The sequence below is a fragment of the Vallitalea longa genome, from assembly GCF_027923465.1.
Lineage (GTDB): Bacteria > Bacillota > Clostridia > Lachnospirales > Vallitaleaceae > Vallitalea > Vallitalea longa.
This window is the reverse complement of record NZ_BRLB01000014.1, coordinates 101,474-126,067: the sequence shown is the minus strand read 5'-3', so window position 1 is coordinate 126,067 and position 24,594 is coordinate 101,474. Positions and strand designations below refer to the sequence as shown.

Sequence of the window (24,594 nt, the reverse complement as noted above, 5' to 3'; positions counted from 1 at the left end):
TTCTCAACCTCTCACTGGATTTTCTGCAAGGAATACTTCATCAAGCCAATCATTATCATAATTTTCCATATCTTTAATTATCTCTTTATATCTAGTTTTTTGTTCTAATATTGGCACTTTTTTAGTTATAAATATTAATTTTACTAAATTCATTATCTCGGCAACTGTCTTTTCATCATCTTCATAAATGTCTGTATTTGATTGCAATAATTTCTCTAATCTTTCATATGGTATAATCACACCTGATTTATATTCATCATAATTTACGTTGTAATTAGGTGTACATACAACAGACTTTACACATTTTTTTATAAATTTCCTATAATTTTCTTTTCTTTTAGCTATTACACTTATACTGAGATTATCTCTATCGTTCTTTTTACCATAGGCTAATACATTGATTTTCGGATTATGAATTAAATTTCCAAGAATCTTTTGTGGACCAATCTCAATAATATTATGAATATCACTGTTGATAATGAACCTCATTGACTCATTCCATCTTACTTCACTACACATTTGGTCTGCTAAATTTTGAATAAGCTGCTGTGAGTTCAATGTGGCTGTTGCTGTAACATTTGATATAATTGGCCATTTAGCATCTTGAATACTATACTTTTCAATTTCCTCCAATAATTCAGCCTTAGCAGAAGCCATTATTTTACTATGAAAAGGTGGACTCATCATAAACGGAGTTATCTGTGCCCCCATATTAATAAGTTTCTCTCCAACTTCATCCAATTTATTATCATGACCCGAAATAACATACTGTTTTGCAGTATTTGAACACGCAATTGAAACATACTCTTGATGATTAGAAAATTCTTTACATATATTCGTTAAATCCTTCAAACCGATATCATTCACAATAGTCATATGACCTTGTTTATTATATTTTTTTGCTATCATAGACCGTTTGTCTACTATTTTTAATGCATCAGAAAATGTAAAAACACCTGAACAAGTAAGTGCCGTATACTCACCAAGACTATGACCAGCAACAAATTCTGGATTAATGCCTACTTCTTTTTCGAACACTTTGTATAAAGCAACACTCACTGTAAATATTGACAATAACATATTTCTTAGCCTATTTAATTCTGAAAACCCACCTTCAAAACATAATTTGGATAAATTAAATCCTAAAACTTCATTTGCTTCTTCAAATACCTCTCTCGCCACATTATACTCGTCAAATATTGATTTCCCCATTCCAATATACTGACACCCTTGTCCTGGAAAAATTAATGCTGTTTTTTCCACATGACCACCTCTCATCAAATATACTTTGACATAATCTTATTTCACTCATCATTCTTCACTACTTGTAAATTTTTTTCTGATAAACAACCAATGGTAATAAACAAATATATACTCCATATTGCCATGTACACTAGATATAATGCAATCCTAATACTGAATGGGTACCATACAAATACAAATCCCCAACTGGCACCAAAGAATATTGATGGTATAGTATTCAAGAAATAAGAGATTCCACAAACAAATACAAATAATATAATCATTTTTATTGCACATCTTTTAGTAAGCTTCTTAATACTAGATTTCTTATGTACAATTCTTAGAATCCTCCTAACAATAAGTATAAGCATCAATAGACTAATGATTGAACCAATCAATATGACTACTACACCAATCTTATCTATAAACTCATAATTATCTCTTCCCATATATATATAATCATTATTAAGAAGTTTTTCCTTAATCCCATGTCCAATAACAGAAGTATATGAAGAATTGATATTGGATAATACTGCTACTGCAAATTCTTCCTCTGGCCTAATAACCATATATGATGAATAATTAGGATTGTTCCCACCATGAATAATTTCAAGGCCTTCACGATCTTTGACTGTCCAGCCTATTGCATAAGAAGAATCGTCATAAGGTGAAGTCACATTCTGGTCTGGTATATGGGATTGAGCAATTAGATTATCGAAGACTTTCACATCACCTGTACCAATCTGAAGTTTAAGCCATTTACCGATATCACTGATGTTAGACATTATATAACCAGCCGGTTTATTTCCTCTATAGATTGGTGCTTTATATGGTATAGGTCGCAAGAATCCTATTTTATAACCTGTAGCAAGTTTATTCTCTGTGTCATCGTTATTGAATAAATAAGTGTTGCTTAACCCTAAAGGAACTAAAATCTCTTTTAAAATGTATTCTTCATAGGACACTCCACTAACCTCTTGTATTATTAACCCAAGCACATCATAATTTATTGTTGCATATTGAAAATCATCACCTGGATAGGTATCTAAATTGGTGTCTACAAGGGTCTTTACTGTGTTTTCAAGGGCATTATCGTTATTAGAAATCTGTATCATACTGATAGTCTTTGATGATATGCCACTGGTATGGTGTAATAACTGTTCAACTGTTACATCCACTTCACTATCATCATAGTATAATGTGAGCCAAGGTAAATATTCTTTTACATTGCTATTCATGTTTATTAGACCATCATCAATCATCTTTAAAATTCCCAGTCCAGTGAATGCTTTTGAATTTGATGCTAACTCAAATAATGTTTCTTGGTCTACTTTATTTTCGGATTTCAAATCAGCATACCCAAATGATTTTTGGTACACTATATTTTCACCTTCAACAACGACTACTGATATTCCAGGTATTTTTCCAATCTCCATTTGGTCCTGAATAAATGTACTTATTTCAGCCACTTCAACCCCATATTTACCTATTGCAACTTCTTCAGCAAATACATTAAATGATGGTAAAATCACTATCACTATAACCAAAATGCTCATAATGACAGCAAAGTAATGATTTCTCTTCACTGTATTCACTCCCTCCTTTTTAGATGCTGATTTTATTACTCAAATAAACTATCTAATTCTTCCTGTGTAATATCTAGAATGTCAAAATCCGAAGGTGTAAATTCATTAGATACCTTACTATTACACTCTCCCAGTATGGATCTCAATGAATCTAAATAAGCATTCATTAACCCTTTAACATATGATTCATTGAAACTATTTTCACTGTAAACAAAAGTAATTTCCAGTTTTCCATTAAGAATCGCTGCTGATACATCCATTAAAGTTGTCAATCTATTTTCATCATCACTATCTAATCCAAAAGAAATGTTTCGTATATTTCTACCATCATGAATAAATATATTGTCAAAATCCCCTAGATAATTGAACCTTATAAGTTTATGATTTAAATCTGTTAATTCATGTCTAATATACTTTAGAATTCCATAATTAAATCCTTTATTCGGGATACTTCTTATTTGCTCTTTAAGTGATTTGATGTTACTATCCAAATCATTTTTATCCGTTCTAAAATATGATGGAAACATCGTAGTAAACCATCCTACGGTTCTTGATACATCAAGACTTTCCATTATATCTTCTCTTCCGTGACTTTCCATCTCTATAACAATATTATCCTTATTTGTCATTGTTCTAATGGCTAATACCAATGCAATAATTAATACTTCTTTAAATTCTAAATTGTAGATTTCTTTTGCTTTTGTAATTAATTCTTTAACTTCGTTCTTATTTAGTTCACTATACAATCGGGAAGTTTTTTGTAAGTAATCCTCCTGAATATCATAATCTAGAGTGAAACAAAAATCTTCGTTAAAAATTTTCTTCCAATAGTTTAATTCATCTTTAAAATCGCCCTTACTATATTCATGTAAATGTATAGCCCACTCTTTAAATGAATGGGTTTTCATTGGCAAATTAGAAGATTCATTTTTATTCAGCTGGTCTAAAATGGATAAGAAGTCACTTAAAATAATTCTCCATGATACCCCATCAACAACTAAATGATGTGCCTGAAATAAAATAATTTGCCTTTGGTGTCCAATGTTGAAAACTGAAACATTAAACAATATATCTCTACTCAAATCAAAATTGGTTTTAGCCGTTTTAAGTAAATATTGTTCTGGTTCATCCATGTTTTCAAACTTCTTTTGAGGAACCTGATATACATCAACTGTAATATGATTGTTAAGATGCTCGTTGTTATAATACAACGTATCCATCTTTTCATCAAAATTAGTTCTCAACATATCATGATGGTGAACTAATCTATTGGTAGCCTCCTCAATCTTATAAATATCTATTATCCTTTCCATATCAAGGACTACATATTGATTATAGTGATTGGAATTATATAGCCTCTGGTCAAAAAACCACTCTATTATTGGTGTATGATTAATTTCTCCCTCAACTGTTCCTTGGTCTATTGTAATTTTGTTATTTTCAACATATTGAGCTATTTCATGAATGGTCTCATTTGACAATATTTCTTTAACCTTGAGACTTAGCCCTTTTTCTTTTATCCTTGACGATATCTGTATTGCTTTTATAGAATCGCCACCAAGTTGATAGAAATTATCTGTCATGCTTATATTGTTAACGCCTAGAATCTCTTCCATAGTCTTTACAAGCGCTTCTTCTTCATAGCCTTGATACTTTACAATATCTTTAATTACTTTCTTACCTATGGGAAGAGAATCATAATCAATTTTACCGTTCTTGGTTAATGGTATTTTATCAATCTGGATAACATTATTTGGTATCATATATCTTGGTAAAAGCTTATTTAGTCCAGCAATTATTCCCGACGTTCCATCTATTCGACTACTGACTATATATGCATTTAATACTTTGTTACCGTTCTCATCCTCTTTTATTGCTACAACAGTATCTTTTATCTCACCAAGCTTCAATATGGTTTTCTCTATTTCTGCGAGTTCAATTCTATGCCCTCTCACTTTTATTTGATTGTCTATTCTGCCACAATATTCAATGGTATTATCATTTAAATACCTTGCCAAATCCCCTGTTTTATACATTCTATAGTCAGAATTATAAGGGTTCACGATAAATTTTTCTTTATTTAATTGTTCTCTATGTAAATAACCTCTTGCAACGCCATCACCCGATATATGAAGTTCTCCCATTACACCAGTTGGCACAATATTTTGATTCTCATCCAATATATAAATTTGGACATTGTCTATAGGATAACCAATGGGTACTGAATCACCTTTATCTTTCAGTTCATCAAATTTATATATCATACACCCAACCACTGTTTCAGTTGGTCCATATTCATTATATATTTCTATGTTATTACCATAACTTTTACTAACTTCAGATGCTAATGAAACTTTTAAATCTTCACCACCAACTATAAGTCTCTTCACTTTAGAAGTTTGATTATCTAACGCTTTTAATAACATTAAATGAGAAGGTGTAAGTTTCATCACTGTTACTTTGTTTTCTCTTATAATTTTATATAATACGAATTCATCATCATCATTACCATATATAACAATCTTACTACCAGATATTAGCGGTGTAAAAATGGAAGTAACTGTTAAATCAAATGATATTGAAGAATATAATGGCATGACATCTTTTTCATCTTTTATATACATCTTTTTTGCCCAATAAATATAATTAGTCAAACCACTATGTTCTATCATTACACCTTTGGGATTTCCTGTTGACCCAGAAGTATAGATTATATAGGCTAAGTCTTTAAATCCACCCTTATATATAGAATTCTCATGACCATATACACTAAAATCAATATCCCTTATGTCAACAATCCCTACATGATAATGAAGTTCTTCTGGAACGTCCATATTTGTCAGCAATAATTTACTTTCAGAATCATTTAACATATATTTTATTCTTTCAGCTGGATAACTTGGATCAATAGGTAAATAAGCCCCTCCTGATTTTAATATTGCTAAAATACCTATTACCATCTCAAAAGAATGGTTTGCCAGAATTCCAACAACTGACCCAGTACCGACTCCCTTAATCCTTAAGTAATTAGCCAACTTATTTGCTTTCTTGTTCAAATTATCATATGATATAAACTCGCTATTGTATTCTAGTGCTATGTTGTTAGGTACTCTTTTCACCTGTTCTTCAAATAAATCAATTACCGTTTTCTTAGGATATAAACTATTGGTTTCATTGAATGTATATGCTTTATAATTAAGTTCTTCTTCGCTTATTATGGAAATTTCTTTTACTCGTTTATTCTCATTCGACAGAACCTGCTTTATAATCTCTATCATGCCATAATATAGATTATCAATATCTTGGTTAGAGTACTCATCTATTTTATAATCAATACCTAATGCAATCTTATTATTTTTCCATTCATTTATTGTCAACTGTAATGAATAGCTTTGACTACCTGGATAATATTCCTCGACTTCAAATCTCATATTATTGACATCTTGATGGAAATCGAAATTATAATAATTTACAGCCATTTTGAACAAGCTATTATAACCTTTTTTACTTATTCCCAAATCTTTAATCAAAACGTCATACGGATATTTTTGATTAATGTAAGATAGTCTTAACTGTTTATTTATATCCTTTAGTAATTCTACTATATTAAAATTAGGATCGATAATGTATCTAAAAGGTAATGTATTTGTGAACATGCCTATCATCTGTTTTTGTTGTTTCCCGACTCTATTATGAGCAGGCATACCTACAATCAAATCCATTCCATTTGTAATTTTATAAATATATATTAACAAAATCCCTATGAAGAATGTGTTTAATGAATAGTTTTTTTTAGTAATTAACTGTTTGATTTTATTTGAAAACTCTTTATCAATATTGAATATTTTTCTTTTCCCTACAGAACTTTCAGCAGTATTATATAAAAACTCATTTGATATATTGCTGAATCTCTCAGTCCAAAATGACTTATTTTTTTCATACCTTGTTGAATTGATATAGTCATTTTCATACATGATGTAATCCAGATAAGACGGTCTGATAGGAAACTGATTACCTAATTCATTAATTAAATCATTGTAATACTCTATTATCTGTTTTTGAATCAAGCTTATTGACCATCCATCAGCAATAATATGATGTATTTTTAAAAATATTCCGTACTCATAGTTATTTATTTTAAAAATAGAAAAATGGTATAATTTATTATCTAACAAATTGAAACGAGCCTGAAATAATATCTCTGACCATTTTTTTTGTTCCATTCTAGGTTGATGACATTTACTAAAATCTATGAAATCAATTTTATCACTTTCAAAATTAGAGACATATTGAATCGGATGCCCTTCATCCCTCTCAATAAACCTTAATCTTAATGCATCGTTATGTTGAATAACCATATTTATAGATTTTTCCAATTTTTCGACATTTATCTGCCCAAATATGCGCAGACATCCCCCTAGGTTATGCAATTGATAATTAGAATATACTTTATCTATATACCATATTCGCCTTTGTGCATGTGTTAAATCGTACCACTTACCAATATCATACAAAATTTTATCCCCCTCAGAATTCCATTTTTCATATAATAATGTGGAAATTAGACATTGTTTTTACAATAATCAATACATATTATACATTACATATCTAATTAAATCAAGTATTAGTTTTTTTCACTTTAATGAGTAATATAAAATTTATTGAATAAATATAAATAATTCGTATATTAATATTTATTATTATATATGCAAAACCCTAAGGAATACACTTGATATTGTACTTTTATAATATTTCATACTCACTTGAATAGTACACAAACTACAAATTCTTTTATAAAATTACCATATCAACTAGAGTATTTCCAAAAGTATGTATTGCAGCAATTATCAAAACTTGTCTATATAAAAGTTTAATTATTATTTTTCTCAATTAATTTACAGATAGTAATAGTCTAACACCACCAAAATCATACAAAGAAGTCTCCTTTCAACAAAAGGAGACTTCTTGCTTTATTATTTCAATATTTAAAATAATTATTTTACAAATAATTTTAATCATTTATTATAAATTACTTAAGCTTAAAATAATAATGACTAGGGTAACTACCCTAGCCTAAATAATATTTTTGGTTATACACTTACTAAAACCATACACATTATAACTTTTTTCATTTTTTCCTCCTTTCGTTATAAATGATTCACATATTAATAACCAATCAATGAAATCAAACCATTTGCTAGATTTTCACCCCAACATAAATAGTCATGTCCTCCCTTAAATACTTCATATTCAACATCATACCCCTTTGCCTGCAATACATCTCTTAATATCTTATTCACACCAATCATATTCTCTTTTTCCTCTAGTATACCTACATTTAAATAGAATTTAAGTGGTAGCTTATCTACCTTTTTAAATTCCGTACTAATCCAACAAGCACTTTCATGTTCTTCAAACTCCTCGGGCTTATACCAATATGATCCTGATTGAGAAAGTACATTTCCAAAAACATTTGAATATCTTAACCCTATATATGTAGCAGCAAGTCCGCCTAAACTTAGACCACCAATGATTCCATCTTTAGCTTCAGACGATATGTTATAATTCTTCCTAAACCAAGGTATAAAATCATTAACAATAATATCTGTAAAATTATCACTACAACTTAATTCTTCCTCTCTTGAATCAGTGGAATCAATAAATAAGACAACAATAGGTGGTATCTTATTATCTGCTATTAAATTATCTAAAACAACTTTAGATGAAAGTAAATTAAGATACTCATCACCATCATTTAGAATTAAAAACTTATAGGGTTTGTTATTTTTTTCATATCCATATGGTGTATAAATCCTCACCTTACGCTCAGCCTCTAATTTTTCACTTATAAATTTATATTCCTTTAGATCACCTTTAGTTATATTTGATTTTTCTTTAACCCAAAAATGTTCTTCTGCATTTGGCATTACAACATACGATAATATCTCATTTTCCTCTTCATCTTCAACAAGCAAAAATTTCTTATTAAATTTATCATGTATAACTTTCTCAAATCTGTTATCCCAATCATCATCCAGTGGATCATTTACAGAAAAACAATATTGAAAACGTATATCATTTCTAATCTTACAACTTATGTACCATAAATTAGTGTTTAATAATTTTTCCATTCTATAATTTAAAAATTTACAATCCTTCATTTCTGGTATAACTAAAACATTTTCTGTTTTTTCGTCCTCTTTATAAATAAACGTTACTAGGTTATGTTCTAAATCATTTGGAATATTTTCTATTATTGGTAACCCTTTTTGTTCAAAATAATCCCAAAACTTATTCAAAGCATTAGTTCTTCCTAGTTTTAAATGTTCTTCTAGTTTTAGTATCGCAGCACTTCTTATTCCCGACTTTTCCATAAATGCCCTCCTCTATTAATAAGTAATTATTATATCCTAATCCTCCCAAAATAATTGTACATCATGGAAAACATAATATCAATATATGTTATCTCTTAACTTACCATTAAATATATACCTATGTCTCATTTCCATTTGATTATATATACCTAAATCTGACATTTAAAGGTTATATTTATCATAAGACAAAATAAAAAGCCCCCTCTTTTTATTAACAGGAAACTTATTATTTTCTTCAATATATATTTCATTATTAGTTTACACATCAAATAATTTTACTATCTACTTTCTCTAGAATAATAAAAATTCTTATCGATTTTTATCCGTCCCTAGCTTTAATATTGTTGCTAGATTTATTTCCCTTAGTAAAGTTTATTTTGCTTCCTTAATCTGTGTTATAAAATGTTCATCAGAGATAAGTCTCTCTGCTGTTTTCCATTTCTCCTCAGAGTGACCTGCAAAATTCGCTATTTCAACATCAACTATACAAGTATATTTTTTACCAAGTTCAACATTCCCATATCTAGTATATTTCTTTAACCACTCCATGTCATTACAACTTTGGATTATATAATTCATTCTTCCTCTAATTAATATAGAACCATTGGTATATAAACAGGTTTCATCCGTTACAAATTCTGTATGTATAGATATTTGTTTTTCTGTTATCATATCCGCCCAGTAATTTATATGTTCTTCATTATCTCTTTTGATGCGATCATCAGCTATCCATTTAGAATCTTCTATAAAAAACCATTTTAGTTTTTTAATATAATCTGCTTTATTATAAGTTTTATAGTCCACATTATAGAATGTTTCCATATAACTTTTTCCGATCTGCATAAACTCTTTTAGTTTATCTTTTCCGTAGCGATTAACCAACCATTCATTATTTTCAATACGATTAGTATAATCACTCTCTAAATATGGATATTCTTTCAATTGTTGTATGATTTCCTCATTAGTCATTCCTTCCAAGTCTACTGAATCACGCTCTAGAGTTATAGCAACTATATAATTATTGCTATCCCACTCCACGTTAGCACCCATTGCTTCACTAACGAATCTTACCGGAACATAGGTTCTAGAATCTTTTAATATAGCTTGTGTATCCATGTCTTGTGTTTGATTATTAATGGATATCTCTTTTTTATTAATAACTAATTCAACAACTTTGCTTTCATATATTATCGTTACTTGTTGAAGGTCACCATGCCAAATAACTCGAGCACCTAATGCTTCACTTATGAATCTTATTGGGACAAGAGTTCTGTTATTTGCATCAATAAATGGCCTAGCATCTGGAAAATCTACAGTCTCTCCTTCTACTGTCACCGTTAAATAAGTTTTTGCCGTTACTGTTGATACCATCATTGCTGTTAACATGATTACTGCTACCATACAGATTACTGTTTTTTTCATTATAATTCTCCTCATCATTATTGTTTTGGTATTAGAATTATGCGTGTTATTATTACTTGACTAATAATCATTTACTTCAATCTACTTTACCTCTTTGATTGGTGTTATAAAATGTTCATCAGAGATAAGTCTCTCTGCTGTTTTCCATTTCTCCTCAGAGTGACCTGCAAAATTCGCTATTTCAACATCAACTATACAAGTATATTTTTTACCAAGTTCAACATTTCCATATCTAGTATATTTCTTTAACCACTCCATGTCATTACAGCTTTCAATTATATAATTCATTCTTCCCCTAATTAATATAGGACCATTAGTATATATACATGTTTCATCAGTAATAAATTCTGTATGTATGGATATTTGTTTATCTGTTATCATATCAGCCCAGTAATTTATATTTTCTTCAGTATCTCTTTCAATACCATCATCAGCTATCCAAATAGAATTTTCTGGAAAGAACCATTTTAGTTTTTCAATATAATCTACTTTACTATAAGTTATATAGTCTACATTATAGAATGTTTCCATATAACTTTTTCCTATTTCCACAAACTCCTTGATTTTATCATGTCCATAACGATCAATCAACCACTCATCATCTTCCATAAAATCTATACCATAATCATTTTCTAAATATGGATACTCCTGTAATTGTTGTATGATTTCCTCATTAGTCATTTCTTCCAAGTCTGCGGTATCACTTTCTAGAGTTATGATAACTATTGAATTAGTGCTGTCCCACTTCACATTAGCACCCATCGCTTCACTAACGAACCTTACTGGAACATAAGTTCTCGAATCCTTTAGTATAGCTTGTGTATCCATGACTTTTGCTTGATTATTAACTGTTATTTCTTTTTTATTAATAACCAGCTTAATAACTTTGTTATTATATTTGATAGTTGCTTGTTGAAGGTCACCATCCCAGCTAACTTGACCATCTAATGCTTCACTGATGAATCTTATTGGGACAAGAGTTCTGTTATTTGCATCAATAAATGGCCTAGCATCTGGAAAATCTACAATCTCTCCTTCTACTGTCACCGTTACATAAGTTTTTGCCGTTACTGTTGATACCATCATTGCTGTTAACAAGATTACTGCTACCATACAGATTACTGTTTTTTTCATTATAATTCTCCTCATCATTATTGTTTCGGTATTAGAATTATGTGTATTATTATTACTAGGTATATTAGTTAATGATTAATTTCTTCAGTCTACTTTACTTCTTTGATTGGTGTTATAAAATGTTCATCACAAATAAGTCTCTCTGCTGTTTCCCACTTCTCCTTAGGTTTTCTTGCCAAATTTGCTATTTCCACATCCACAACACAAGTATATTTCTTCCCAAGTTCTACATTTCCATATCTAGTATAATTTTTTAACCACTCCATATCATTACAACTCTCAATAATATAATTCATTCTTCCTCTTATCATGGTATCTCCATTAGTATATATGCAAGTTTCATCTGTTATGAATTCTGTATGTATAGCTATCTGTTTTTTAGTTATCATATCAGCCCAGTAATTTATATGATCTTCATTATCCCTTTCTATACCGTCATCACCTATCCAATAAGAACTTTCTAAAAAGAACCATTTTAATTCTTGGGCATATTCTGCTTTATTATAGGTTCTATAATCTACATTATAGAATGTTTCCATATAATTTTTCCCTGTTTCTACAAACTCTTTTACCTTATCCTCTCCATAACGATCGACCATCCATTCATTATTTTCAATACGGTTTGTAAAATAATTTTCTATGCATGGATACTCCTGTAATTGTTGTATGATTTCCTCATTAGTCATTCCTTCCAAGTCTACGATATCACGCTCTAGAGTTATGCTAACTATAGAATTAGTGTTATCCCACTCCACGCTAGCCCCCATTGCTTCACTAACGAATCTTACTGGAACATAAGTTCTAGAATCTTTTAATATAGCTTGTGTATCCATGTCTTGTGTTTGATTATTAATGGATATCTCTTTTTTATTAATAACTAATTTAACAACTTTATTTTCATATGTTATCGTTACTTGTTGATGGTCACCATCCCAAATAACTCGAGCACCTAATGCTTCGCTTATGAATCTTATTGGGACAAGAGTTCTGTTATTGGTATCAATGAATGGCCTAGCATCTGGGAAATCTACAATTTCTCCTTGTACTGTCACCGTTACATTAGTTTCTGCCGTCACTGTTGATACCATAATTGATGTTAACATAATTACTGCTACCATTAAGATTACTGTTTTTTTCATTATATTCTCCTCATCATTATTGTTTTGGTATTAAGATTATATGTATATTACTTGGTATGTTAATTAATAATTATTTTTTCAATTTACTTTACTTCTTTTAATGGTGTTATTAAGTGTTCATCAGATAGAAGCCTCTCTGCCGTCTCCCATTTTTCATCGGGCTTTTTTGCCTTAGTAATTATCTGAACATCTACCACACAAGTATAATTTTTACCAAGTTCAACATCACCATATCTTGTATATTTTTTTAACCACTGCATGTCATTACAACTCTCAATTATATAATTCATTCTTCCTCTTATCATTGTATAACCATTGGTATATATACAAGTTTCATCAGTTATAAATTCTGTATGTATGGATATCTGTTTTTCTGTTATCATATCAGCCCAGTAATTTATATGATCTTCATTATCTCTTAGGATACGATCATCAGCTACCCATGAAGAACTTTCTAAAAAGAACCATTTTAGTTTTTCAATATAATCTGCCTTATTATAAATTCTATAGTCCACATTATAAAATGTTTCCATATAACTTTTTCCAATTTGTACAAACTCTTTTAGTTTATCCTTTCCGTAGCGATTGACCATCCATTCATTATTTTCAATACGGTTTGTAAAACTATTTTCTACATATGGATATTCTTTTAATTGTTGTATGATTTCCTCATTAGTCATTCCTTTCAAGTCTGCAGGTTCAGGCTCAAGAGTTATACTGACTATATAATTATCGCTATCCCACTCAACGTTAGCACCCATCGCTTCGCTAACGAATCTTACTGGAACATAAGTCCTAGAATCCTTTAATATAGCTTGTGTATCCATAACTTGTGTTTGACCATCAATAGATATCTCTTTTTTATTAATAACTAATTCAATAACTTTGTTATCATATGCTATAGTTGCTTGTTGAAGGTCCCCATTCCAACTAACTTGAGCACCTAATGCTTCGCTGATGAATCTTATTGGGACAAGAGTTCTGTTATTGGCATCAATAAATGGCTTAGCATCTGGAAAATCTACAGTTTCTCCTTGTACTGTCACTTTTACATAAGTTTCTGCCGTTACGTTTGTTACCATCATTGTTGTTAACATGATTATTACTGCCATTAAATTTACTAATTTTTTAATAATAATTTTCCACCTCACTATTATTATGGTATCATGACTTAAATTTATTTTACATTATTATGTATATTAGCTAATCACTATTTATTATTTACTTTACTTCTGCGATAGGTGTAACAAAGTGTTCATCAGAAAGAAGTCTTTCAGATGTCTCCCATTTCTCCTGTTCCTTCCTTGCCGAATTCGTTATTTCAACATCAACTACACAAGTATATTTTTTACCAAGTTCAATATTTCCATATCTAGTATATTTCTTTAACCACTCCATGTCATTACAACTTTCAATTATATAATTCATTCTTCCTCTAATTAATATAGGACCATTTGTATATATACACGTTTCATCAGTTATAAATTCTGTATGCATGGATATTTGTTTTTCTGTTATCATATCAGCCCAGTAATTTATATGATCTTCACTATCTCTTAGGATGCGATCATCAGCTATCCATGAAGAACTTTCTAAAAAGAACCATTTTAGTTTTTCAATGTAATCTGCTTTATCATAAGTTCTATAGTCCACATTATAGAATGTCTCCATATAACTTTTCCCTATCCCCACAAACTCATTGATTTTATCATGTCCATAACGATCAAGTAACCATTCATCGTCTTCCATAAAATCTATACCATAATTGTTTTCTAAATATGGATACTCTAGTAATTGTTGTATGATTTTTTCATTAGTCATTCCTTCCAAGTCTACGATATCACGCTCTAGGGTTATATTAACTATAGAATTAGTGCTATCCCACTCCACATTAGCACCCATTGCTTCAGTAACAAATCTTACTGGAACATAAGTTCTGGAATCTTTTAATATAGCTTGTGTATCCATGACTTGTACTTGACCATCAACGGTTATTTCTTTTTTATTAATAACCAATTCAATAACTTTACTCTCATATTTTATAGTTGCATGTTGAAGGTCCAGATCCCAACTAACTTGACCACCTAATGCTTCGGTGATGAATCTTATTGGAACAAGAGTTCTGTTATTGGCATCTATAAATGGTCTAGCATCTGGAAAATCTACAGTTTCTCCTTGTACTGTCACCGTTACAGGAGTTTCTGCCGTTACGCTTATTACCATCATTGTTGTTAACATGATTACTACTACAATTAAATTCACTACTTTTCTCATTATAATTCTCCTTCTGATATTGTTTTTACTGAGTTACTTAGTTTAGTTTTAATTCAATTTGTCCAAGCAACCTTAAATTATTCTTACTTAAAAAGCACTTTAAAGATAAACATTATTGTGTTGCTATTAGTCATGTTAGTAAAAAGCTTATTAGATTTATATATTATTTAATAATCAATAATACTTCCTTTAACATTTCAAAAGTAATCTTTAACCTATTTTTGTTCTGAAAACAACTTTTTTGTTTTTTGCCCTGTGATTTTTTATTAACTTATTTTATAATTGACTTTATATAGTTAGTCTCTTTACTTCAATAAAACGATTATACAGTTTAAATTTAATTTTGTCCACTAAAATAAATCACTCATTCTCCTGCGTTCTACAACATTATTAGAATCAAATACATCATCATAAAATACTTATGTTGTTTGAAAATTCTTTTTTATAATCCAATGAACAGCTGTTAAATATCTCTAATCATTTTCCCATATTATTTGGTGGTCTAGCTGACATCGATGGTGTTAATGCTTCAAAATACTCAATATCCTTTAACAATAACGCTGTTAAAACATTACTACCTAATGGTTCATTAGGGCAGGAATTGGAAGCTATTAATTTGGATATGGATTTATATGTCAATAAACAAAATCAAATTATTAGAAAAATAATAAACTCTGATTTTAATTATCAGGTCTCAGGTAATAATAAGCATTTAAATCTAAATATGACTGTTAGCTTTACGCCTATAGAAGAAGATATTCTAACTAATATAGAATTAAGATCTTTACATAGATATTAACTACTACTTAAAGGGGGATTTATTGTACTACACAATAAATCTCCTTCCCCCTGTCAAGTAGACATAATAAGGAATGTTAATATGAAGAAAGTCCCCCTCTGTAATAACAGGGAACTTATTATCTTATATCTTTATACTATTTATCACTTAAACTAAATTAATGTTTTTTCAACATATACTATAAATTATCTGATTCATACCAATAAATAATTATTCTTGGTTATCATATAATCTATTGCTAATGAACAGAAATTAAAATAGGATCAAATTATCGAAGATATGTATGAATAAATTCTCAACAACCATACAAAGCTAATCAAACAGCTTTGAGAATTATATTCTTCATCTGTTTCTAAAGATTAAATAAGATTGATGTCTTAAAACCAAATATGTAGAAGCCACATTTTTTGTACATGTCCTTAGCGGTATCAAAATGATCTGTTATTAAGTAAGCTATATCAACGTTTTCTATATAAGCTTGTTCTAGTAATTTACGTACTACAGAAGTACCATAGCCTTGTTTTTGATATTCTTCAATTATATCAAAATCTTCAATTTTGGCGATGCCATCCTCTATTAAAAGTTCACATTTACCTATAGGCACATCTTCTTTATAACATACATAAAGATTTAAATTGGGATTGTTTTTGTATTCTTCCGATTTTCTTTTGATTCTTTTTGTCGCAAACTCTTTTCCCATAGTTGCTTTATTTGCTTGTACATCTGCTGAAATTCCATCCCTAAGTACTTCAAAAGTATCTGCCTTTCGTACATAACAGTCATTCTTTATTTTTAATTTATTAAATTCTTTTGGTGTAATAACCATGTAACAATACTCTGTAATTTGTGGTTCTGGAATAAAATTTTTCAACTCATGTAACTGGATACTATAATTCATCATGATATGCAGATACTCTTTATTTTCTCTCTGAACTTCTTTTAATTTATTATGAATAAAACTCCTTAATTCATCCTTCTTTATTGATTCTTTTAAGAGAATAAAATTGTGCATATACATATCAACTAATTTGCTGTCTTTGAATGTTATACTTCTTTGTTCTTTTATACAATTAGAAAAACAACTCACATATTTTAATTCAGTTTCCAATATCCGCTCATACAATTCTACTTTCATATGGTAAATCTCCTTAATTGTCTATATTAACAACTTAACTTTCTTATTCTACAATTTTATAGCTACCTTTTAGCCCTACTAAGGGTATATATTATGTTGATACTTTTATTGTCAACCTAATTTTAGTACATCTTCTCCATAATTATTACGTTATATATATAAATCCCCTTTGCAAAAAGCAAAAGGAGTATTTTATATTGCACATTAATCTTATAATCATATAAATCATTACTTATCATTAACTTTAAATATAAATCAAGACTGTTATCTACTTCTTAAGTTACCATTTTTATGAAGTCTATATACTACATTTACTAAATTTTAATAATAGCTACATCTATTGTTTTAATAATAATCTAAAATATATATATTATTCTAATTAATTTTTATCATCACCTATTAGTAATATTTATAACACATATTTTTGATAGTTAAAATGTATCATACTCTTAACTATTACACAAGTAAATCATTTTATAATCTCAATCCAAGTTAACGTATGATTGAGTAGGAGGAAATTTACTAAATGAGAAATTCCTCCCTCTCACACCACTGTACGTACCATTTGATACACTACGGTTTAATATTGAATATTGTCTTCTCGTTTTTTTGCAGTAGCAGTTAGAAGTTCTCCCCAATAAGCACAGCGCATATTTCCACCACTTGCTAAATAAATTACATTTTCTTGCAATTGATCTAATGCCTCTGTCAATAAACCAAATGATTTTTTCTGCTGACCATATACTTCAATCATCAAAGACGGCATAGCCTACACAACTAATTTATCCGTTATATTTATTGGCTTAATTTCCTATGGTAAAAATTGATGATTTCTACCAAGTTCATCTAATATATCACCAACAACAGGTGTATATAATTCTTTTTCAATTAATTAGAATAATTCTTTATCAGTCTTCCACATATTCAACACTCCCTAACTCCAAATTCGATCATGTGCCCATTGATTATCCCACTCGTGAGTTGATTCCCATAAACCAGGTCGTTTTGGATTTATATGTTCTCTTAAAACTTCATCATTTAATTCTTCAATACCAAGTCCTGAACGATCACTCAGCGTTAAGAAATCGTCTTTAATATCTGGTTTTCCAACATCTTTAACCATATCTTGCCCACCAAGGTACATCATTAGAATGAAACTCCATTGCCATAAAATTATCACCCACACTTGCACTAACATGAGCAGCAGCCATACAACCAATTGATGTTTCTGCCATATGTATTACCGAAACGATACCCTATTCAGTAATATTAATAATAACAAGTAAAAAGGGCTACTACAGCCCCTTTTATATTATTTTAGCGATTATTTCCACTAAACTCCCTATATAATTTACTTAACGCTTTCTTCTCAATTCTTGAAACATATGACCTAGAAATACCAAGCATATTTGCTATTTCTCTCTGTGTCTTTTCAACACCATTATTTAATCCATATCTAAGTTCTATTACTGTTTTTTCTCTCTTACCTAGTACATATTTCATTTTATTATATAAATGGCGTATTTTCATCTTGAGGTCCACTTGATCTACTATAGAATCAGATTTTGTTTCAATAACATCAATCAGACTTATTTCATTACCTTCTTTGTCAATACCAATGGGTTCTTGAAGGGATATCTCTTTGGAATGTTTTTTCTCGTTTCTAAGCATCATTAATAGTTCATTATCTATGCTAACCAAAAGACTACACTTAGAATAGGATATAATGAGTTGGCGATAGATGAGTTACCAGAAGTTACTATAGGGGATAGGATTAGAAAAAGCAGATTGAAAAAGGGGTTGTCACAAGAAGCTCTTGCTAAGAGAGCTAAAATTGGCAGGAAATATCTAATAGGTTTTGAGAATGATCAATATTTTCCTTCATTATATAATATAAGAAGAATTGCTGGAGTATTACAGGTAGATGAAGATTATTTATGCGATAGTTATTTGAGGTTTATTAATAATAATCCTTCTGAGAAAATATTGTCAATAAGGAAGGGATTGAATTTAACTCGTAAAGAACTAGGTAAGATATTGAATGTCCATTCTGGTACAATTAAAAAATGGGAGATTAATATTTCTACTATTAATAGGAATAATTTTAATAAGCTTATATCGCTAATAGATAAAGAGCCTACCTACTAGGTAGACATACTCAATTACCTGATTAGTTAATTACTCTCTTCATTTATTATTAAAGATACCGGTACTAGGACTAGTAACCAATCAAAATTACTTGTTATGGAATTAGTGTTATTACGAAAAGATTTATATAGTAATCTCAAAAATTTTATCTTTGTACTCTAAATTGGAAACTAACCATGTATCCATGTTTTTAATATTTTCTTTGTATCTACTATTTACAATAATATCATTGAAGTTAATTTGGTAAAATATTTTATTATGACTGAATTCAAAATTAATTAAATTTAAATCGTTTAAATTGAAATTATGTACTTTACTATCCAATAACAGCTTTACAGGGTCGATGGTGTCCACAATTGATAGTAAAAATAGTATTGGGTGATTATGTATATTAATTTTAGGTCTATCAATTATTAATTTTTCTAATCCATAATTCCTATAATCATCAACATATTCGCTATGTTCTTTAATAAACCAAACATTATGTGCACAGATTGTCCACGCAACAGGTAAATGAATATTATAAAGTATATCTTTAGACCATAATCGATCATCAGATATAAAAGTATTTTCTTTACACTCCCCACGTCTATTATAATAATCTTTCTTGCGTTCTTCCCAGAATAGTATACTTGCAACAATTCCATGGTCTAATTTATTATTTACCTTATACCTATAGTTAATATAATTTTGGATGTTGTCAGAAATTACTTTGGGTACACCAGTTCTATGAGATCCTCTAGGTAGAGCAAAATTCAAGTGTCCATCTAAAACTTCAAACAATCTTACTAGAGCACTTTTTTTATCTTCCATTTCAAAACTATAGCCAAAATCATGATAAAAACAAGTTAAAAACCAAAAATATGAAAAGGATGTATCACACTCATATGAATTTCTACCAAAATCAGCAAATGGTCCATTCTTGTTAATATATTTATCTTTTTGTTTTATATAATAATCAATTTCTTTTTTAATTAAGCTTACATTCTCATAAAAAATAATACCCATAAAATACAAAGAGACTGTGTGTTTAAGTCTACACCCATATTCTAATAATTTATACTGTTCTCTAGAAAAAGCACTTAATTTCTTTCCATTTGATAGTATCGATTCAATAAAATCTCTACTATTATTCAAAACATTTTGATATCTGTCACATTTACAATGTGTATTATTATAATAATCCCATTTTCTTCTATCTTTTAAAATTATATTGAATAGCTCTCCAAATGAATTCATATATCCTCCTCAAACTAGTAATAATTGCTTATATTTACACTATTTATTAATACTTCAAAAAAATATTATGTTACAATAGCAAAAAGTATTATGTATATATTATCATATTGTCAAAATAAACATTAATTGATATTATAACACATTATCTGATATCCTTATAATTCAATAAAAGAAATTATAAGAACCTATTTCTTAATTAGCAAAATAGGTTCTTTAACTGTCCTAAAGCTTGTTTTAGTTATGTAGGTAGTAACCTAACAGTAATTAAAACTTCAAAAAATACAATTAGAAATATTATTCCTATAAATCCTATTACTCTAGCTTTAATTTCAGGGTTATATCTGATTTTTTTAATGTAATAATTTAAATCCGTAAAACTACCGAAATACTTATTTATTAATAAATATAGTATAGGTATATTTATTAAGCATATCATAATAACAACAAATGTATTCATATGTATTCCTCCACTTAGATAATAATATCAGAAATATTAATTTAAAGCAATTAAATATACTACCCAAGATTTAAACTCAATAATTAGTTATTATTAACTCTTTATATTCCTGCTCTTTAACCTAAACTTACTATGTAAATTATGAGGTCTAACAACCTGACCATGGGGACGAAATTCTGTTTTTGCTTAGTCATCCCCTTAGGTACTATACAACCCAAGTTCAATCCCTATTACATAATAACCCTAATATTAACACAATTATATCACTCTACACTTTTTTCTCAAGCTGTTTAGTTTCTTGTTTACGGTAACAGGTTCATAGGCTTTTTCCAACAGGTGGTTTTTGTAGCTGATGATGGTGAATCTGTTGAAAGTACCTTCAAAGACAATGTCTCTTTCAGCTAGAAATCTGATGAACCCCTTGACGTCACCAGTGTAGCTCTTGACGGTGTTGTTGGCTTTTCCATTTTCAAAAAGGTACTCTCCAAAGCTTTTAATGTAATCCATTTTTGCTCCTTTCATTGCACAACAAGAAAACTACCTGTAGACACAAGTAACACTCGTGTTTTACGTTTTATGCAGTTTTTTATTTCTCCCTGTGGTTGATTCAGATTTGTGATTCAAAGCTGATTTTACCTACTTTCCGCCCTGATTTGGTTGGTGTCAGCTTGAAGTGACTGCAGTATTTAGATTCTGCAGAGAGATTTTTCTCTTTAAAACAACAGAAACCCTTGGTCTGACTGGTATTGTCAAAACCAAGGGTAATGTTTAGATTTATGTTGCTAGATTTTGATGTTTTATGCAGTCAAAACTATGTCTTTTGACTTCAAAAAAGATTGTTTCAGTCTCAACAGTATTTCTAATTCTAAGAGAAACGGATTTGCTTTCTCTACCTGTGTCAAAAACTGTTCTGTCACCTCAAGCACTGCATGTGAAAAAGCCTTTGCTGAGACTATTTCTTTCCAGAAAAACTCTGCTTGTTCAACTGGCTCTATACAAATGTGTTCTAGTATTTGCTTTGGTAATGCTCTAATTTTTTTGACAATTAGTCCTTCACTGTTCAGCTCTAACTCGTAACGAATGTTGTTTGAATCAGGTGCAGAAATTGAGACAAAACCTTCTTCATCCAAGCACTGAATTGACTCATTCAAAAGATAAATCCACTCGGATACAAATTCACCTTCATAAGGGATGTCTTTGTCTACGAATCCTTCTACTCTGTCATTAACGGAAAGTTGAAATTGACCTACAACTTCATTCACGTCCAGCTCAAATTCTTTCAAATCAGTGGTTTCTCTTAATCTATTCAACTCACTATCTAGCAATTCATATTTAATATTAAACATTTTTATTCTCCTTCCCTTAGTAACCAAAGTCTGAAAGGTTTAGTATGTAGTCACCCCACGCTGACTTGAATATTCCGTCTTGGAAGTTCAAGGTTACATTTTCTCCAAACACACTCGTTGTAAAGTCAAAATTTCCAGTATTGGGAACACCGTTTTTGAGTGCTTGATTATAAGCTTGGTTAGTTGCATTTATTACCTGTTGTTCCGTCCAACTCGTATTGAAGAAACCTTTTGACTTGACAAGGTTCTCTGCATTTTCAACTAATCCTTTTTCCATCATTGCATCAACTGTGTTTTGCATCCTTCCTGCTGTATGATTTTTAAGGACATGTTCAGCCTTACTATTACTAAGATGACTCGCCCCCCCAAAACCACTTCCGCCATTTGCAATTCCATCAATAGCTGCTATAATATTATTCTCGTTAGCTACCAATAAATTAGCTATTTGTGCTTCTGATACTCCAACCGCATCTAAACTTGCACTTATACTTCCTACAATACTTGCTTGTCCTGTTATAGTTCCTATTCCTGCAGCATTAACCTGTTCTTTTAATGTGGATACGTATGGTTCAATAGTAATAGATAAGCCTTGTATAATTGCTGGCAAAGCTGATGCTGTGTAATACAATATTAGTGTCAGTGATGCCACTGAACCAATAATTGTTATTCTATCCAATACTTTATCTCGATACATCTCATCAAATATACTTCTTATTTTATTACTATTGTTTCTTAATATTTCCTTTAACGCATCAATATCTTTATTTCCATATGCTTTACCACTTTTAGTGTCGTTATATAATAAATTATGTGCTTCTGGATCATGAAGAATTATGTTATTACTTCGTAATAACATGGTTTGAATACCTATCAATTCTGCTTGGAATCTTTTTTTTGTTTCAACGGCTCCTGGATAATTCTTAATCCATGGGATTATTCTATTAATATTATACATATATTCAAATACGCGATATAGCATTCTAATTTCTTCGTTACTAGGTTCCCAATTAAGCCACTCTAGTGGTGGTTCTACTCGTACATAAACAGTATTACTAATTTCTACGTCTGTACCAGTAGTAGAGCTACTTACAGTATTTCTTGCTAGAAGAGTAAATTTATAAAATCCTTTTTCTTCAGGTGTATAATTAAAAATATTAGTGTAATTATCTTTTGTAATATATTCTATTGTTCCATCAGGTTTTTCAATCTGTAGTGATATATGATGAGCATTTTTACAGTAACCATTTAAAGTTAATTGTGATCCTACATGACCATTAGTTGGCCCTGATAAACTTGCACGTTCCAATGGTGTACGTACTCTTTCTCCTTCATGCAATAACCTATAGATAAGAACTGCTGCTTGAGCTCTTGTTACAAGTCCTTTTGGGTCAAACTGATTGTCTCCAACTCCATTCATTAAACCTAATCCATAGGCATCTATAACATACTTTTTGTATACATCATCTATGTTATCAAAATCACCTATCAGTGATTTAATAAATCTTTCTCCCTCTTCATAGTCTATGTTTCCATTTTCTTTTATCTTCTCTGCCTGATTCAAGATAAAGCATACTTCTTGTCTTTTTATGTATCTAGTTCTGTTTCCAATAAAATGATTTTCAAAAAATTGATTGTCTTGATAAGATGCCTCGCTATCTCTAAATAAACCTAGTTCTTTTGCTTTTTGCATATATGCATTTGCCCAATGGCCACCAATTTCAGGTAAATTAGTATATCCTAACGCACCTAGAGTCATTTTTACAAAGGCTTGTATCTCAACTGGGTTATCAGGTCTAAATGTCCCATCTGGATAGCCATTTAAGATATTCTCAGAAACTAGGGCATTAACACTTTTTGTAGCATAATGTGATGAAGGTAAATCAGAAAATTCTTGATAAGAACCCCCTCCTCCTCCATCAAGCACATAAGCAGCTAAAACTTTATTATTAATTGATTGTAACATAGTTACTAGAATAGTAACAACAAGGATAAGCGAAATTGTTTTTTTCATTTATCATATACCTCTTTCTTTATATTTGGGGTTATGAAGTAACATGAAAAAAACTGATCAGTTTTGTTTATGTATTGTTAGTTCATATATATATATTAAAATATAAAATTGATAAATTCAACTGGTATAATATTACTGTTTGAAAAATTGCAATATTGAAATATATTCATATATTAACATTTTTTTACTAAAGTTGTATTAATTAATAGTATATTATGTTATTCTTATATATACATCCTAGCTATTTGTCTGTTTCATCAATTGCAGTTATATATGTCAATTTCATAA

At 29.7% G+C, this 24,594-nt stretch carries 19 protein-coding genes; 1 reads left to right on the top strand and 18 read right to left on the bottom strand.

Annotated elements, in window-relative coordinates:
• Window positions 1-3: 3 nt before the first annotated feature.
• The 13 genes from QMG30_RS18560 to QMG30_RS18500 form a co-directional block, all read right to left on the bottom strand.
• A complete protein-coding gene (locus QMG30_RS18560) occupies window positions 4-1,263 on the bottom strand; it encodes an ACP S-malonyltransferase (RefSeq protein ID WP_281817989.1) in 1,260 nt (419 codons plus the stop codon).
• Between the two features lie 41 nt (window positions 1,264-1,304).
• On the bottom strand, window positions 1,305-2,828 hold the full coding sequence (locus QMG30_RS18555) for a serine hydrolase domain-containing protein (RefSeq protein ID WP_281817987.1): 1,524 nt from the start codon (window positions 2,826-2,828) through the stop codon (window positions 1,305-1,307).
• A 35-nt stretch (window positions 2,829-2,863) separates the two neighbouring features.
• Window positions 2,864-7,342: an amino acid adenylation domain-containing protein gene (locus QMG30_RS18550; protein ID WP_281817985.1), complete on the bottom strand. Its 4,479-nt coding sequence runs from the start codon at window positions 7,340-7,342 to the stop codon at window positions 2,864-2,866.
• A 651-nt stretch (window positions 7,343-7,993) separates the two neighbouring features.
• Window positions 7,994-9,202, bottom strand: coding sequence for an alpha/beta hydrolase (locus tag QMG30_RS18545; protein ID WP_281817983.1), 1,209 nt, complete (start codon window positions 9,200-9,202; stop codon window positions 7,994-7,996).
• A gap of 372 nt (window positions 9,203-9,574) precedes the next feature.
• Window positions 9,575-10,624, bottom strand: a complete 1,050-nt coding sequence (locus tag QMG30_RS18540; protein ID WP_281817980.1) for a copper amine oxidase N-terminal domain-containing protein — start codon at window positions 10,622-10,624, stop codon at window positions 9,575-9,577.
• Between the two features lie 81 nt (window positions 10,625-10,705).
• Window positions 10,706-11,758, bottom strand: a complete 1,053-nt coding sequence (locus QMG30_RS18535) for a copper amine oxidase N-terminal domain-containing protein (protein ID WP_281817978.1) — start codon at window positions 11,756-11,758, stop codon at window positions 10,706-10,708.
• Between the two features lie 89 nt (window positions 11,759-11,847).
• Complete coding sequence (locus QMG30_RS18530) at window positions 11,848-12,897, bottom strand: copper amine oxidase N-terminal domain-containing protein (protein ID WP_281817976.1); 1,050 nt, start codon at window positions 12,895-12,897, stop codon at window positions 11,848-11,850.
• Window positions 12,898-12,980: 83 nt separating this feature from the next.
• The gene (locus tag QMG30_RS18525; protein ID WP_281817974.1) at window positions 12,981-13,994 is read right to left on the bottom strand and encodes a copper amine oxidase N-terminal domain-containing protein; all 1,014 of its coding nucleotides are present in this window, start codon (window positions 13,992-13,994) and stop codon (window positions 12,981-12,983) included.
• A 124-nt stretch (window positions 13,995-14,118) separates the two neighbouring features.
• Entirely contained in the window at window positions 14,119-15,171 is a 1,053-nt protein-coding gene (locus QMG30_RS18520) for a copper amine oxidase N-terminal domain-containing protein (protein ID WP_281817972.1), read from the bottom strand.
• A gap of 1,151 nt (window positions 15,172-16,322) precedes the next feature.
• Complete coding sequence (locus QMG30_RS18515; protein WP_281817970.1) at window positions 16,323-17,105, bottom strand: GNAT family N-acetyltransferase; 783 nt, start codon at window positions 17,103-17,105, stop codon at window positions 16,323-16,325.
• A gap of 580 nt (window positions 17,106-17,685) precedes the next feature.
• Window positions 17,686-17,862 (bottom strand): hypothetical protein, encoded by a 177-nt coding sequence (locus QMG30_RS18510; RefSeq protein ID WP_281817969.1) that lies wholly within the window; start codon window positions 17,860-17,862, stop codon window positions 17,686-17,688.
• A gap of 177 nt (window positions 17,863-18,039) precedes the next feature.
• Entirely contained in the window at window positions 18,040-18,252 is a 213-nt protein-coding gene (locus QMG30_RS18505; RefSeq protein ID WP_281817968.1) for a hypothetical protein, read from the bottom strand.
• 170 nt (window positions 18,253-18,422) lie between these two features.
• Entirely contained in the window at window positions 18,423-18,806 is a 384-nt protein-coding gene (locus QMG30_RS18500) for a sigma-70 family RNA polymerase sigma factor (RefSeq protein ID WP_281817966.1), read from the bottom strand.
• Between the two features lie 30 nt (window positions 18,807-18,836).
• On the opposite strand from QMG30_RS18500, the gene QMG30_RS18495 reads away from it, so the two are divergent.
• Window positions 18,837-19,253 (top strand): helix-turn-helix domain-containing protein, encoded by a 417-nt coding sequence (locus tag QMG30_RS18495; protein WP_281817963.1) that lies wholly within the window; start codon window positions 18,837-18,839, stop codon window positions 19,251-19,253.
• Between the two features lie 123 nt (window positions 19,254-19,376).
• Here QMG30_RS18495 and QMG30_RS18490 read toward each other — a convergent pair whose 3' ends face one another.
• From QMG30_RS18490 to QMG30_RS18470, 5 genes are all read right to left on the bottom strand, one after another.
• Complete coding sequence (locus tag QMG30_RS18490; protein ID WP_281817961.1) at window positions 19,377-20,492, bottom strand: hypothetical protein; 1,116 nt, start codon at window positions 20,490-20,492, stop codon at window positions 19,377-19,379.
• 238 nt (window positions 20,493-20,730) lie between these two features.
• Window positions 20,731-20,949 carry a hypothetical protein gene (locus QMG30_RS18485; RefSeq protein WP_281817958.1) on the bottom strand — a complete coding sequence of 73 codons (219 nt, stop codon included), beginning with the start codon at window positions 20,947-20,949 and terminating at the stop codon, window positions 20,731-20,733.
• A gap of 258 nt (window positions 20,950-21,207) precedes the next feature.
• A complete protein-coding gene (locus QMG30_RS18480) occupies window positions 21,208-21,456 on the bottom strand; it encodes a site-specific integrase (protein WP_281817955.1) in 249 nt (82 codons plus the stop codon).
• 290 nt (window positions 21,457-21,746) lie between these two features.
• Complete coding sequence (locus tag QMG30_RS18475) at window positions 21,747-22,322, bottom strand: hypothetical protein (protein WP_281817953.1); 576 nt, start codon at window positions 22,320-22,322, stop codon at window positions 21,747-21,749.
• Window positions 22,312-24,306, bottom strand: a complete 1,995-nt coding sequence (locus QMG30_RS18470; RefSeq protein ID WP_281817950.1) for an S-layer homology domain-containing protein — start codon at window positions 24,304-24,306, stop codon at window positions 22,312-22,314. Before QMG30_RS18470 ends, QMG30_RS18475 begins: the two co-directional genes overlap by 11 nt.
• Window positions 24,307-24,594 lie beyond the last annotated feature (288 nt).